Below are 13,687 nucleotides of genomic sequence, written 5' to 3'. Positions count from 1 at the left end.
GCCGGCCTCCTTCCGGATCGACAGCAAACCGGCGGCGTAGCGCTGCGTCGTCGGCGCGCAGCGCCTCCCGGACGGGGTTCAGATGTGCTCGCTCAGTGCCCAGGACGGTGCCATGTGGGGTGGCGACGGTGACGGGGTCGCCGTGGGTCGCAGTAGAGCGCAAGGTCACGTTCACGTCTGTGAGATGCGAACAAACGGCGAGAATGTTCCCGTGCGATCCGTTCGACTCGTGGCGACGCCGCGACTCTCCGGCGCCTCCAGCGCGCTTCCCTGCCGTTCGCGCAGACTTGCGTGACCTACATAACAAGGGGCCGAAGCGGACTTCGCAAATCTGCCGAGCGGACGCTGACTGGGCGGTGAGCGACACAAGACCCTCGCGGGTTCCGTGTGCCGGCGAGGGGCTTGCAGAACCAGTGTGGTCCTGGCGAACTAGTCACGCAACTGTCGTACCGACAAAGGAGCAAGGGCGAAGGCCCTGGGACCAAGGAGCGTCGAGAATAGGCGATCAGGGAGGTTGCTTCGGAGATCGACGCGCACGGACAGTCCGTGCGTGAACTCCGGGTGTCCATCAACACCCTCGACACCAGTTCGAATGACGAGTTCTTCGTCGGCTACGTCCGCGATGCACTACGAGCCGATGCTCCCGTGGCGCAGCAGCACGCGAGCACCCCACCTGCGCACGTCCTCGACTTCCCCTACCCGCCCCGGGCCCCTCGCGCCGCATCAGCACAGACCGCGCTGAGCAACGACGACGCACGTAACCGGCCACCGCGGCAGCGCGACACCGACCAGATGAGGGCCGCGGGCATCGACGAAGACGTCGCCACTCGCATGCGCGCCGACCTCGACCAGGCCAGACACCCGGTCGAATCGGTGGCTGGCACGGGCAGCTAACCCAAGGCCCGCAAGGACCGGGCCAGACGTGGTAAGTCTGCCGAGCGGACGATGACGGCCGGTAAGCATGAACCGACTGAGCTGACGCAGCTCACACCGACACGAAGCGGGGAACCCTGACGATCCACCCCCGCTTCTGCTCAATGGCGCCCGTTCCGACCTGTAACCGGCGGCCGCGAACGCCCGCTCCAGATCGTTCGGGGTGTTCCGATTGACGCCCCGAAAGCAAATCATCACCGGACGGGTCTCATACCGAGCTGGCGGTTATGCAGAGAGGTCGGCGAGTTCCGGTCAGCGGCCGGCTTTCGAGACGCGCCGGTGCGGGTTCGGCATTCGGGACGCCCGCCGACGGAAAACCGGCAGTCCGAAGGCAGCCTCGGCAGCACCCGCATGAGCAGACGGGCCTCACGGATGCAGTACGACCTTGGTCCATCCGTCGTCGCGGGCATCGAAATGCTGGTAACCGGACTCGGCCTCGGCCAGTGGCAGTTCGTGGGAGACGATCCAGGACGGCTTGGCACGGCCCTGGTGGATCAGGTCGCGCAGCTGCCGGTTGTAGTGCTTGACGTTGGCCTGCCCGGTCCCGACCTTCTGCCCCTTGAACCAGAATTTGCCCATGTCGAAGGCGATCTTGCCGTTGCGTTCGAGTTCGTCGGGGCCGTTTCGGTCCTGGGGCAGGAAGATGCCGACCACCCCGATGTGGCCGGTGAAGCGCACCGAGTCGACGAGCCGGTTCATCGTCATCGCGGCGTCCTCGTGACCCTGCGGGTCGTGCGCCTGATAGCCGACGCACTCACAACCCTTGTCGGCACCCTGCCCGCGGGTCTGTTCCAGGACCTGCTCGACCGGGTCGCCCTTCGAATCGTCGATCGGAATGACGCCGATCTGCTCGGCGAGCTCGAGCCGGTCCGGATGCCGGTCGACGATCATCACCTTGCTCGCACCCTGGATCATCGCCGAATACGCCGCCATCAACCCGACCGGCCCGGCCCCGTACACCACCATCGAATCGCCGGGCTGCATGTCCGCGAGGCGGGTGCAGTGCCAGCCGGTGGGAAAGATGTCGGAGAGCATCACGTAGTCGGTTTCCTTGTCCTGGGCATCCTCGGGCAACCGCAGACAGTTGAAGTCGCCGAACGGCACCCGCAGATATTCCGCCTGCCCGCCCCAGAACGGGCCCATCCCGGCGAACCCGTATGCGGCGCCGGCCATCTTCGGATCCGGGTGCACCGTCAGGCAGAACGCGGTCAACCCTTCCTCGCAGTTGCGGCAGAAACCGCAGCCGATGTTGAACGGCAGGCACACCCGATCCCCGGGTGAGACCTTGACCACCGCATTGCCGACCTCGGCGACGATCCCCAGGTTTTCGTGACCGAGGACCATCCCGGGCTCCAGATCGGTGCGGCCCTCATACATGTGCAGATCCGACCCGCAAATATTGGTGCTGGTGATCTTCACCAGCACATCGGTCGGCTGCTCAATCCTGGCATCGGGCATATCCTTCACATGAACCTCACGTGGCCCGTCGTACACAAGCGCTTTCATCTCGACTCCCTGATGCTGCGTTTCCCGGTGGATCCCGGCCCGGCGGCCACAGGCGATGACATGTGAGCGACCGAATGAATCGTGCCGCTGGGGGCAGACGCGACAGCGCACGGAACTGAAAACAACACCAAAACGTTGGCACACCACCATGTTTCGCGTCACAGCCGACAACAGCGGGCGCATTCCAGGCGTCGCATTCCATCCACCATGGAGTCTCCTCTTTCGGCTCCACGATTACTAGGGGTGAGATCGGTTTCCTTGATTCGTGGGCTCGGGGGCTCCTTCCCTTCACCGGTCGATGGTGTGATGCTGGACCATGTCCACCACCTCGAACAGGAGACCCGACATGGCCACCAAGGCGCTGCTGGTCCGACTCGAAGCCAAACCCGGCAAGGAAAGCGCGGTCGAGGAATTCCTCCGATCGGCGCTGCCACTCGTCGAACAGGAGCCCGGCACGAAGCCCTGGTTGGCGGTACGGTTCGGCCCCTCGACGTTCGGCATCATCGACGCATTCCCCGACGAGGCCGCCCGCGACACACATCTCAATGGGCCGGTCGGCAAGGCCCTCGGCGAACGCGCCGACGAACTCTTCGCTGCGCCGCCCGAAATCAGCAACCTCGACGTGCTCGCCGACAAGCTCTGAGCCGCCGAGTCCGCCGAACCTGTCGAATCTTGGTACACAACGACGAGACGAGCGCAGCCTGACACGTCACCGGGCCCCCACCACGGACCTCGGGACATCCTCCCCGACCACTCTGCTCACCTGGGCCAAAGAAACTCAATCGGCGACGGCGCCCAACGGCCGGCCGTGACGCGTCCGGTGACCGATGATTTAGCGGGACCGCACGCCGACGCCTCGCATGGTGTGGTCTGGGCTGATGCGGACAGTCCGTTCTCGCAAAGGCCCGCGGTGAGGTCGCCGAGCGGATGGGCGGCTTCCGCGGAATGGACCTCGACTGGTGTTCCGAAGGGGCGGCGGTGTTTCAGCCGGATGCGGGGCCGGGCTGGTCCGACTTGGGGCGGTGGGGGTGCTGGAGTTCAGCGTTGATGCGTCGGGCCTCGGCGAGTTGGTCTTCGAGGATGATGATGCGGCACGCGGAATCGAGTGCGGTGCCCTGGTCGATCAGTTCGCGGGCTCGGGCCGCGAGGCGGAGCTGGTATCGGGAGTAGCGGCGATGGCCGCCCTCCGAGCGTTCGGGGGTGAGCAGCTTCGCGGCGTCGAGGCTGCGCAGGAATGCCTGTGTCACGCCGAGGATCTCGGCGGCATGACCCATGCTGTAGGCCGGGTAGTCCTCGTCGTCGAGCTTCCCGGCCGGGTCACGGTCGGGCGAATCTTCCTGAATGGGGTGACACCTTTCAACGGACAGGGCCCCCGGTGCCGTGAGGCACCGGGGGCCGGAGCGGGTTTCACTTCCTTGTTCACTGCACTTCTTCCGGCTGTCGGGCCTTCGTGCCGCCCGGCAGCCGCCGGATATGCCGGGGCCTTACACACTCACATCAACCCTTGCCCGGCACATCCTGGTCTTGCGGTACTTCTCTGCGGGCAGTTCATTCTCTCCCGCACCTCGTGAACTCTTTCCTTGCGACGAGAGGAACTCTACAACAGCGACCCCTCAATGTCTACAGTCACCACTACAGAAATTCTGGAGCGGTTGACCAGGGATTTCACACCCGACAGCCGACTTTTCTGTCCACGTCGGCGGCCGCTCGCTCGACGGACCGGCTCTCGTTGATCGATGACGGACGGCGAAGTCGGCAGTCGCAGTAGGCGTCGAGATGTCCGCTTCCTCAGATCAGGTGTGGTCGTCCCGATCCGTCGTCTGGGTGGCAGGATCACTGGTATCGAGATCGGGAATCAGATGTGAGTACCGGATCGATATTCAGGGAGTATCGGCATGGCGCAGGGCATTGCGAAGTGGTTCAACGGCGAGAAGGGCTTCGGTTTCATCGCGCCCGACGACGGAACTCCGGACGTCTTCGTGCATTACGCGGAAATCTCGGGCACACGACCGTCAACTTTCTGCCGGCCGTGCTCTACGCCTTCGCATCCCACCCGGATCAGTGGGCGCGGGTGCGGGCGAACCCGCATCTGGCTCCACCCCGGCCGAGAGCAACGAGCGCACGATCAGCGGGGCTGCTCGTCGATGATGTCCGCGATCAACAGAGTTGGGCCCCGAATCCGTCGTCGCTCAGCACGTCGCGGGTGCACTGGGCGTTGACCCACCCGGACAGCTCGCTCCTCCGCAGGGCGCCCTTTTCGACGAGGCTGTTGACCGGCCCGAACGCGTTGAACAGGTGGTCGCCGTAGGGCAGCAGGTTCTCCCGGCCCGCCTCGGGGATGCCGACGGCGTCGGGGAAGACCCGTAGCGGGAACGCGGCCGCCAGCGCGGGAAGTGGTTGCCGTCTCGAGCACCTGATCGACGAGGACCTCCGCATCCACCAGCCAGCATGCGCGCAACTTTCTGCAACGCCCGCGGGCCGAGGACCTAGTGCCACCAGGTCATGTACCTCGGGTCCGCGACGATGGCACCGGGACGATCACCACCACTGACGGTGAGTCGCTGACCGGTCTGTTCTTCGGACCATCCTTCTTCGCTACCCACATCCTCGCGTTCGAACGCAACGTCGTGAGCTCTCGACGGCTTCGGATCCCTGATCGGCGCCGTGACCTTCCAGGGCAAGATCGGACTCATCGGCGTACCCGCCGACCCTGAATCGGCGAGGGGCCGGCGGCGGGGTCGATCACGTGGGTGGCGCCGCGGCGATGATGACGATCCTCCGGGAGCCGCAGAGGGGGTCCGTCAGATCCTGGGTGAGGTCTGCCCTGGTGTGAACTCAGGCTCCTGTTGTGTACTGGAAGCAACGGTGATGTGGATGTGATGCCGCTTCGAGCAGCCAGGCCCACCCAGCGAGTCCGGGCGTGACCGGAACCAGCCCTGCGGTCGCCGACCCAGGCCACCCCACCGACCACTGATCCCGTTGGATAAGCGACCCGACGAATGGAGAACCGACATGTCCGAAGATAGCAGTGTGCCCCCGACCGGAAGGGACACCGACCGCGTGCGGATCGGTGCGGTCTACCCGCAAACCGAGCTCGGCGGGGACCCCCATGCTGTGCGGCGATTCGGCACAGCAGTCGAGGATCTGGGTTTCGACTACCTACTCGCCTACGACCACGTCCTGGGCGCCGTGCACGCCGACCGGACACCGCCTCTGACAGGGCCCTACACCGAACACGACCCGTTTCACGACCCATTCGTCATGTTCGCCTTCCTGGCTGGGATCACCGAGCGGATCGGTTTCTCCACCGGCGTGCTGATCCTGCCGCAACGCCAAACCGCCCTGGTGGCGCGGCAAGCCGCCGACGTCGATCTACTCTCCGGCGGCCGGTTGCGGCTCGGTGTCGGTGTCGGCTGGAGCCCCGTCGAATATGAAGCCCTCGGCCAGAACTTCCGCACCCGGGGAGCCAGGCAAGAAGAACAGGTCCAGCTGCTACGCCAGCTGTTCACCGAACCGGTCGTCGAGTTCTCCGGCCGCTTCGACCGAGTCGATCGCGCCGCCCTCACACCCCAACCGAGCCGGGCCATCCCGATCTGGCTCGGCGGCGCCACAAAGGCAGCGTTCGAACGCGCCGCCCGCCTCGCAGACGGTTTCATATTCTTCGGAGCGACCGGGATCGACACCGCTGTTGAATCCTGGCAAAGGCTGCGCGAACGCGTGCATGCAGTGGGCCGGCCGGTCGAGGATTTCGGCGGGGAATACGTCGTGCTCAGCCAGGGTGCCGACGCCGTCAGCACCGAGATCGCGGCCTGGCGCGCAGCGGGCGGCACCCACGCCGCCGTAGCGACGATGGGCTTTGGCCTCAACAACGTCGAAGCGCACATCGACTACCTCACCACGATCGCGGACACGTTGAACCTCACCTGACATCCGCAGACACGTCACCCCGCCCCGCTGCGACATCGAACCAGCAACGAGACATCGCAGCTGGGACGTCGTCAGTGCATGGCTTCCACCGTTGATGTCGATGGTCGTCCGAGCAGGTAGGCAGCATCGTCGGAAGACAGGAAGGCGATGACAGTGGCCGACGGCGGCCGGGACTTCGCGGCATAGTACGTCGACGGGGCGATCTTCCGCGCCGACCTGGACGAGAGCTCCGCAGATCGGCTCGACCCCGTAGTCGGCCTTGTGTGCGTCGATGTAGTCGACGAGCACTTCAGTTTGCGTGGGGGCACCTCCCGCTTGCGGGGGACGAGGCCCGCTGCCGCGAAAAATGCGCACGCCGTCTTCAAGATCTCGTTGGCCCGCTTGTTCCCGCACCTCACGTTCGAGTGCAGCGATCCACTTCGCATCATCGGTCGTGGTGCCTGGTCGGTCACCACCGTCGATCTCGACCTGACGAACCCAAGTACGAAGGGCCTCCGGATGGATACCCAGTTGGTCGGCGATCCTCGCGATCGCGCCACTTCCGATTGGGACAGTCCCCGAAGGAAGGGCGGCAGGGTTCAACGCTGCGCGACCATGAGCGAACAGGCAGGCATCACGCTTGCGGCATTCGCCGAGCGCGCTCACATACGACTCGAATCCAATTCCGGCTCCGCAGAGACGTTTTCGTCGGGCTCCGGTGCCGATGCGAGCTTGCTCGGCCACCAGATCTTCTGCCCGATGTCGACGGTGAGGGCGGGCACCAGGAGTGACCGCACGAGGAGTGCGTCGAGGAGCACGCCGAACGCCACGATGAAGGCGATCTGCGCGAGGAAGATCAGCGGAATGACGGCGAGTGCCGAGAAGGTCGCCGCCAGAACCACTCCCGCCGACGTGATCACTCCGCCGGTGACGGTCAGGCCGCGCAACGCGCCGCGCCGGGTTCCGATGCGCCGGGCCTCTTCCCGGACCCGGGTCATGAGGAAGATGTTGTAATCGATTCCGAGGGCGACGAGGAACACGAACGCGAACAGCGGGACCACGGGATCGGCACCCGGGAATCCGAAGATGTGCTCGAAGACCAGGGACGAGACGCCCAGCGTCGCAGCGAAGGACAGGACGACCGTTCCCATCAGCAGCAGCGGCGCGAGTAGCGAACGCAGCAGCAGGCACAGGATCGCGAACACCACGAGGATCACGACGGGGATGATCAGCGTGCGGTCACGCGTCGACGTGGTCTTGGTGTCGAGGTCCGTGGCGGTGGTGCCGCCGACCAGGGCGTCGGCGCCGTCGATCGGGTGGACGGCGTCACGCAGGCGGACGATGGTGTCCTCGGCCGCGAGGGAGTCGGCTGGATCGGTCAGGGTGGCTTCGATCGCCACCCGGCCGTCCACCACCAGTGGGTCCTGCGTGCCGGGGGCGGACAGCACGGTGATGTCGCCGACTCCGTCGACCCGGGCAGCGTCGGCTACCGCATCACGGGAGTCCTCGTTCGCGATGATCACCGCCGGCGAACCGGAGCCGGCGTCGAAGTGGTCGCCGAGGATCTGCTGGCCCGCAACGGAATCGACTTCGAGCAGGAACGTCTCGGACTCCGCGACCCCACTCGCCTCGAACTGGGGCATCAGGAGCGCGAAGAGCACCAGCACCAGGCTGGACGCCACCCAGAAACGGCGCGGGTGCGCACCGATTCGTGCCGCGAGCGCGGCCCAGAACTTGTGGTCTGCGGCTTCGTCCTTCTCTGCGTGCCGTGCGTCGAACGCGGGCCGGCTCGGCCAGTACGCCGTCCGGCCGAGGAGTACGAGCACCGCGGGGAGGTATGTCATGGACGCGACGAACGACGCCGCGATGCCGATGGCCGCCACGGGCCCGAGTCCGCGGTTGGAGTTGAGATCGGACAGCAGTAGGCAGAGCACGCCGGCGATGACGGTGCCCGCGGAGGCGGCGACGGGTTCGAGCGTCGCCCGCCACGCGGTCCGCATGGCACGGTACTTGTCCTGCTCGATCCGCAGTTCCTCGCGGTAGCGGGACACGAGCAGCAGTGCGTAGTCGGTCGCGGCACCGAATACCAGGATGAACAGGATTCCCTGACTCTGACCGTTCAGCGCGATCACACCGGCGTCGGCGAGCAGGTACACGAGGAGACTCGACAGTCCCAGCGCGAAGACAGCGGAGGTGATCACCGCGAACGGAAGGATCGGACTGCGGTAGACGACGATGAGGATGAGGATCACGACGACACCCGCCACCAGGAGCAGCAGTCCGTCGATTCCCGCGAACGCCGAGGACAGATCCGCTACCTGACCGGCGGGGCCGGTGACGAGGACGGTGAGACCGTCCGGTGCGGCATCGAGCGCGTCCCGGAGTTCCGTGACACTGTCGCCGACCTCGCCGGCGCTGTCGACGGGCACGAACAGCTGCAGTGCCCGGCCGTCGGCGGACGGGATCGGCGGTGACACCTCGTCACCGAATCCCTCCGAACCGGCGAAGGAGTTCGCGGTGCCGGCGAGGAACTCGGTGTCGGCCGCGGTGATCCCCGACGTCCGTTCGGCGACGACGATCGCCGGCACGAACTGCGTGTCGGTGAAACCCTTCTGCAGCGCCGAGACCTCTGTGGCCTCGGCCGACGCGGGCAGGAACGACGTGCTGTCGTTCTGCTGGACCGAGGAGAGTTTGCCGGCGAACGGACCACCGAAACCGCCGACGGCCAGCCAGACGATCACCAGCAGGGCTGGCAGAATCCACCGCAGGCGACGAACCGGGCGCGGGCGGGCAGTTGTGGTCACGTGCTCTCCAATGCTGGACGGTTCGACGACCGGATGTCCGGATTGCGATGTTCCTATTTTGTTCAGCCTGCTGAGCAAATTGCAAGTGGAGGCGAAGAAATGACGAGCGACGGCATGGACGAGTGGCCTACCGGACGGCTGTTGTCCACGGCTGCGCGGCTGGTCGAGCACTCGTGGGAGGACATTCTCCGGTCACAGAACATGACCCACGCCGGCCTCATCTGCCTGCACACGATCGCCGACCGGCCTGCCTCGCAGCGGGACATCGCGAAGGTCTCGCGGGTGACGGACCAGACCATCAGCCGCACCATCGACCGCCTCGAACGCGCCGGGTACGTCACCCGGGAAACCGATCCACTCGACGAGCGGCGCAAGCGGGTCGCGATCACCGAGCCGGGCCGCGCGATCTACCGCCGCCTGCTCACCCTGGAGAAGGAGGATGCGGCCCTCACCGCCGCCGTCGGCGACGTGGGGCCGCTGCGCGAACAACTCCTGCTCCTCGTCCGGTCACTGGGACTTCCGCCCCGGGAGTGATCGCCGTCGTCACACATTCGCAGGAAGGGCGATGACGACCTCCTGCTCGTTCGCCGGCAGATAGTAGACCGTCACCACCCGGCCGACCTGGACGTGCCCGACGCTGCGCGGCGGCAGGAACTTCTCGACACGGGTGGTGAACGTCGTGCCGTCGGGCCGGGTGACCGCCAGCCCGAGTTCGACCTTCGAATTCCCGTTGCGGATCTCGCCGGGCACGCTGAGCGACTGCACCACCGCCTGCACGGGGATGCCGCGGGCCGCGATGTCGAGCTTGCCCGGGGTGGTGATTCCCTGACGAATCATGGATCGGTTCAACGCGTCCTGCGCCGTCGACATGTCGCCCGAGCGATCGATCTCGACCTTGTCGGTGCGGTCCGGAAGATAGCGGACGGGCAGGACGACCCCCGGACGGAGAAGCGCCAACTCGGTCAGCGGCACGATCATCCTGGCGTGCGATTCGAAGGTCTCGCCGTCGGCGCCCTCGACGCCGAGGTCGATCCGCACTTCCGGTTGATCGTTGAGCGTCATGCCGGTCTGGCGCACCGACCGCACCGTCCCGATCCCGACGGCGCCCTGCCGGAACGCGGCGCTGTTGCGCCCGGTGAATGCTGACAGCACGCTGTCGCCGGTGAGGGCGAAACAGACCACGACCACGCTGACCGCGACAATCGGCCAGATCATCTGCGGGCCGACCCACGACAGGGCGTCGATTCCGTAGTTCGTCCGTCCCCGATCGCCGAGGCCGTACCACAGGTAGTAGCCGACCGACCCGACGAGAAACAGCAGGGCGGCGGCACGCACGATCTTCTTCACGATGAATCCTCTCCGTGCCTGAACTGGGGGGAAGAACGGGTGGGACGCGCGCGAACTCGACTCCCGCGCGCGTCCCGGGTGAGCCGGCTCAGCCGCCCACGACGGTCGAGCATGCGAACGTGATGTCGAACTTCGACGAACTCGGCGCGGTCGGGTTGCTCATGTCGGGCGCCCCGACGCCTTCGCCGGTGATCGTGTAGGTGTCGCCGTCCTTCACGACCGTCGCGGAGCCACCGGGCATTCCCTGGCCGAAGCCGAGGGCGTACGGGAGGCCGTTCGACCCGCCCTTGCTGCCCGCGATCCCGACGGCCTGCACGGTGTCGGTGCCGGTGATGGTCGCGGAGACCGCCAGGTCGCCGTACGTCGCGTTGGCGGTGTCTGCCAGCGCCAACGCGAGGGTGTCGCCCTGCTTGGCGCAGGTGGCGTCGAAGTCGGCTTCCAGTGCCTTGCCGTCGACCGCGGCCGAGGACGCGCCTGCCTCGGACGCGGCGGCCGGGGACTGTTCGGAGCTTCCACCGCCGGAGTCGCTGTCGCTGGTGTCGCTGCAGCCCGAGACGAGCAGGGCGACAGCGGCCGCCGCCACGATGCCGGCGGTGTAGACGCGCTTCTGAGTCCGAACGATCTTGTTCATGATCCGTCCTTCACGTTTCGTGAGGGGCGCTCGGCGCCCGTCGTCGATTCCTTCGGCTCGCGGACTGGAGCCGATGTGAGAAAGGTAGGAACGTCTCGCGCCCTACCGATCCCAGATTTGTCGACGGGTCGACGGGGCATCCCTGCGGTAACCTGCTCGAATGCGGACTGGATCGAGGAGCTCAACGGCTGCTCGGCGACCGCGCGCGATGGTCCTCGACGAGGTGTGGCGCGAGCTGGACGGCGTCGAACCGCTCAGTGGGCCGGACGGCGGACCACTGAGCCGCACCGTGAAACTGATCCTCGATCCGCTCGTCATCCGCCCGGTGCAGAACCCGCTGTGCGCCGGGCCGATCGTCACGGCCGACGGGGCGCAGCTGCTCGCCACCCGGGTGCACGCCTCTGCCGACGTGCTCCGCGCCACCGCCGCCTGGTTCACGCTGCTCAAGCGGGTTCGCCGAGCGCTGCGCATCACCGACGGCAACCCCCAGGACCTGTACTTCCAACGCTGTTTCGAACTTGCGACCGGCTCGGGCTCACCCGACCCGCTCCGGGACGAATCCGTTGCCGACGACACGCTGCGCGACGTGCACGATGTCGCGGCCGGCCGCACCACTCAGGCGTTGAAGGCCCACGTCACCGACCCGGAACGGGCACGGGAACTGAACGCCCTGATCGACGTCGCGTGGGGACGGCGTCCGCTGTCGGGCGCGGCCACCGGCGACCACGCCGCCGCGATCGACGCGGTCCTCGACGCCTGTCCCGGCGCGCGCCTCGAGCAGGAGGGTGACGACGGACGGCACGCACTCGACAGCCTGGTCGCCGGGCATGCGGGAACCCACCACGGCATCGCACTCTGGACAATCGAGGTCACGGCCCACCGGCTCGGCCTGACAACGCATCCTGTGCCCGTGCCGCCGCGGCTGGGGTCATCGGCGTCCACGTCGACTCTCGGGCTCCCGTTCGACCGATCCGTCTACGAACGCGTCTTCACGGTGCTCCGCGCGTCGACCGACCGTACGGAACTGCCACCGATCTACGAACTGGTCACCACCGAGATCGCCCGAAGTTGCTCGCCCTGGGCGCTTCTCGACGAATCCTTGCGGGTCGCGGCGACGACGGGTGCCGCGCTGGCGACCGGTCTCCGTCCGATCGGAACGCCGTCTTCTCCCGCGGCCACGGACACCACCGCCGTCCGGGTGATCAACGGTCGCTGGCAACGGGAGGCGTACGTCCTGCAGGCACGCCGCCTCGCGGTGAGCGCCGACGCCGCGTCGCTGCCCGCAGCGAATCCACTGACGGCCATCGCCGCCGAACTCCTCGAGCCGTGGCGGCCCTACCTCCGCCGCCTGTGGGTCCGCCTCCACGGCCGCGACGTGCGCGAGTTCGCCGTCCACGAACCCGACGGACTCTGGGACCTCCTCGACGGCGTGGCGCGATCGGTCATCCTCGACCATCGCATGCGGGTCAAGCAGGCGCTCAGCGCAATTCCGCTCACAGGCGCGGCGAATGCTCCCGAATCGAGGGCGAGTTGACTACCGGCACCGTGCGGATCGAGCGCGCGCCCGACGGGGTCTGGATCATCACCCCCGACGACGCACCGAGCGTCCTCGACGACACCGCAGGCATCGACGTGGCAGTGCTGGAAGTCCTCGGCGGGCACCTGTCATGGAGTGTGCTCGCGGACCATACGGTCCCGGTCGCGGTGCTCGACGACGTCGCCTCGGCGCAGGACTGGGTGTGGGCCGTGTTCGGCGAGGAGGTGGCGCTCGCCGTGGCGGCCGGATCCGGACGTGACGTCACGGTTTCTCCGGCGCGCCCTCGCGTGGCCGACGGTGCACGGCGACTCGCGTACGCGCACTGGGCGGCGCGGTGGTGGCCCACCTCGACGATCGACGCCGTCCCACCACTCGACGAGGGGCTGTTGAACGGCGAGATCGCCACGCTCGTCGAGGAATGCGATCTGCTCGTCGACGGGGACGACTCGGTCGCGCCGACCGGCCCGGCGCTCGCCGACCGGCCCGGCCGGGCAGAGGACTACGCCCTCGCGGCCGGCGCCGCGGCGACGCTGCCGAGCACGCTCGTCCTGGCGCGGGGTACCACCGGATCCGACTGGCGCCGGTACCCACCCGGACTCGTCGACGCGTCCGAGCGTGCGGTGTCGTGGGTGGTGGTGCGCGCCGCCGGGAACACGACCGTGCGGGTGAGTATCGTTGCGGCACCGGGCCTCTCCGAACCCGTGCCGGAGCATGTGCGTCCCCACGCGCTGGTCGGCACGGCATCGGGCGCTGTCGATGTCGCGCTGCGACTGTCCGGGGATTCCTGGTTCGGCGAGTCGGCCGCACCACCGGGCTCGGAATCGGGGGTGTCCGTGGACGTGTACCTGCCCGGGTTCGGTGTGAACGGTCACGCCGACGACGGAGGTCCGGAGGCCCGGGAGCGGGTTCGGGCCCTGGTCCGCCGGCGGCTACGCCGGGCTGCGAAGACGGTGTCGGACGACGGGCCGGACTCACCTCTGCTCGCGGAGATAGCGGCGGCCGCCTCGGATTCGGACTTCTGAC

11 protein-coding genes and 3 pseudogenes are annotated in these 13,687 nt (G+C 67.2%); 7 read left to right on the top strand and 7 right to left on the bottom strand.

Annotated elements, in window-relative coordinates:
* The first annotated feature begins 546 nt into the window (after positions 1 to 546).
* Positions 547 to 894, top strand: coding sequence for a hypothetical protein (locus GO592_RS33745; protein ID WP_172651929.1), 348 nt, complete (start codon positions 547 to 549; stop codon positions 892 to 894).
* A gap of 405 nt (positions 895 to 1,299) precedes the next feature.
* Here GO592_RS33745 and GO592_RS33740 read toward each other — a convergent pair whose 3' ends face one another.
* Complete coding sequence (locus GO592_RS33740; protein ID WP_172651930.1) at positions 1,300 to 2,439, bottom strand: glutathione-independent formaldehyde dehydrogenase; 1,140 nt, start codon at positions 2,437 to 2,439, stop codon at positions 1,300 to 1,302.
* Between the two features lie 346 nt (positions 2,440 to 2,785).
* Here GO592_RS33740 and GO592_RS33735 point away from each other — a divergent pair, with 346 nt between their 5' ends.
* The gene (locus tag GO592_RS33735) at positions 2,786 to 3,082 is read left to right on the top strand and encodes a putative quinol monooxygenase (RefSeq protein ID WP_172651931.1); all 297 of its coding nucleotides are present in this window, start codon (positions 2,786 to 2,788) and stop codon (positions 3,080 to 3,082) included.
* 340 nt (positions 3,083 to 3,422) lie between these two features.
* Here GO592_RS33735 and GO592_RS33730 read toward each other — a convergent pair whose 3' ends face one another.
* Entirely contained in the window at positions 3,423 to 3,806 is a 384-nt protein-coding gene (locus GO592_RS33730; RefSeq protein ID WP_082324969.1) for a MerR family transcriptional regulator, read from the bottom strand.
* Positions 3,807 to 4,334: 528 nt separating this feature from the next.
* Here GO592_RS33730 and GO592_RS33725 point away from each other — a divergent pair.
* Positions 4,335 to 4,445 (top strand): annotated as a pseudogene (locus GO592_RS33725) (cold-shock protein); the annotation flags it as partial.
* 87 nt (positions 4,446 to 4,532) lie between these two features.
* On the opposite strand, the pseudogene GO592_RS33720 reads toward GO592_RS33725, so the two are convergent.
* Positions 4,533 to 4,925 (bottom strand): annotated as a pseudogene (locus GO592_RS33720) (cytochrome P450); the annotation flags it as partial.
* A 526-nt stretch (positions 4,926 to 5,451) separates the two neighbouring features.
* Between GO592_RS33720 and GO592_RS33715 the strand changes: the two are divergent.
* Positions 5,452 to 6,366: an LLM class F420-dependent oxidoreductase gene (locus tag GO592_RS33715; protein ID WP_007298990.1), complete on the top strand. Its 915-nt coding sequence runs from the start codon at positions 5,452 to 5,454 to the stop codon at positions 6,364 to 6,366.
* Positions 6,367 to 6,762: 396 nt separating this feature from the next.
* Here GO592_RS33715 and GO592_RS46685 read toward each other — a convergent pair.
* Together GO592_RS46685 and GO592_RS33705 are read right to left on the bottom strand one after the other, a co-directional pair.
* Positions 6,763 to 7,011: pseudogene (locus GO592_RS46685) on the bottom strand (transposase); the annotation flags it as partial.
* Positions 7,008 to 9,149 (bottom strand): MMPL family transporter, encoded by a 2,142-nt coding sequence (locus GO592_RS33705; protein ID WP_085990384.1) that lies wholly within the window; start codon positions 9,147 to 9,149, stop codon positions 7,008 to 7,010. The gene GO592_RS33705 and the pseudogene GO592_RS46685, both read right to left, overlap by 4 nt.
* 99 nt (positions 9,150 to 9,248) lie before the next feature.
* Here GO592_RS33705 and GO592_RS33700 point away from each other — a divergent pair, with 99 nt between their 5' ends.
* Positions 9,249 to 9,683: a MarR family winged helix-turn-helix transcriptional regulator gene (locus tag GO592_RS33700; RefSeq protein ID WP_007298992.1), complete on the top strand. Its 435-nt coding sequence runs from the start codon at positions 9,249 to 9,251 to the stop codon at positions 9,681 to 9,683.
* Positions 9,684 to 9,692: 9 nt separating this feature from the next.
* Here the strand turns inward: GO592_RS33700 and GO592_RS33695 are convergent, their stop codons facing one another.
* Positions 9,693 to 10,496, bottom strand: a complete 804-nt coding sequence (locus GO592_RS33695) for a hypothetical protein (protein ID WP_007298993.1) — start codon at positions 10,494 to 10,496, stop codon at positions 9,693 to 9,695.
* A gap of 88 nt (positions 10,497 to 10,584) precedes the next feature.
* A complete protein-coding gene (locus tag GO592_RS33690) occupies positions 10,585 to 11,127 on the bottom strand; it encodes a lipoprotein LpqH (protein ID WP_007298994.1) in 543 nt (180 codons plus the stop codon).
* A 208-nt stretch (positions 11,128 to 11,335) separates the two neighbouring features.
* On the opposite strand from GO592_RS33690, the gene GO592_RS33685 reads away from it, so the two are divergent.
* Complete coding sequence (locus tag GO592_RS33685) at positions 11,336 to 12,661, top strand: hypothetical protein (protein WP_007298995.1); 1,326 nt, start codon at positions 11,336 to 11,338, stop codon at positions 12,659 to 12,661.
* Complete coding sequence (locus GO592_RS33680) at positions 12,658 to 13,686, top strand: hypothetical protein (RefSeq protein WP_007298996.1); 1,029 nt, start codon at positions 12,658 to 12,660, stop codon at positions 13,684 to 13,686. Before GO592_RS33685 ends, GO592_RS33680 begins: the two co-directional genes overlap by 4 nt.
* Position 13,687 lies beyond the last annotated feature (1 nt).

Origin of the sequence: Rhodococcus sp. 21391 (assembly GCF_016772255.1) — a bacterium.
Classification (GTDB): Bacteria; Actinomycetota; Actinomycetes; order Mycobacteriales; family Mycobacteriaceae; genus Rhodococcus_F; species Rhodococcus_F opacus.
Note: the sequence above shows the minus strand (reverse complement) of the source record. Positions and strands in the feature narration are given on the sequence as shown.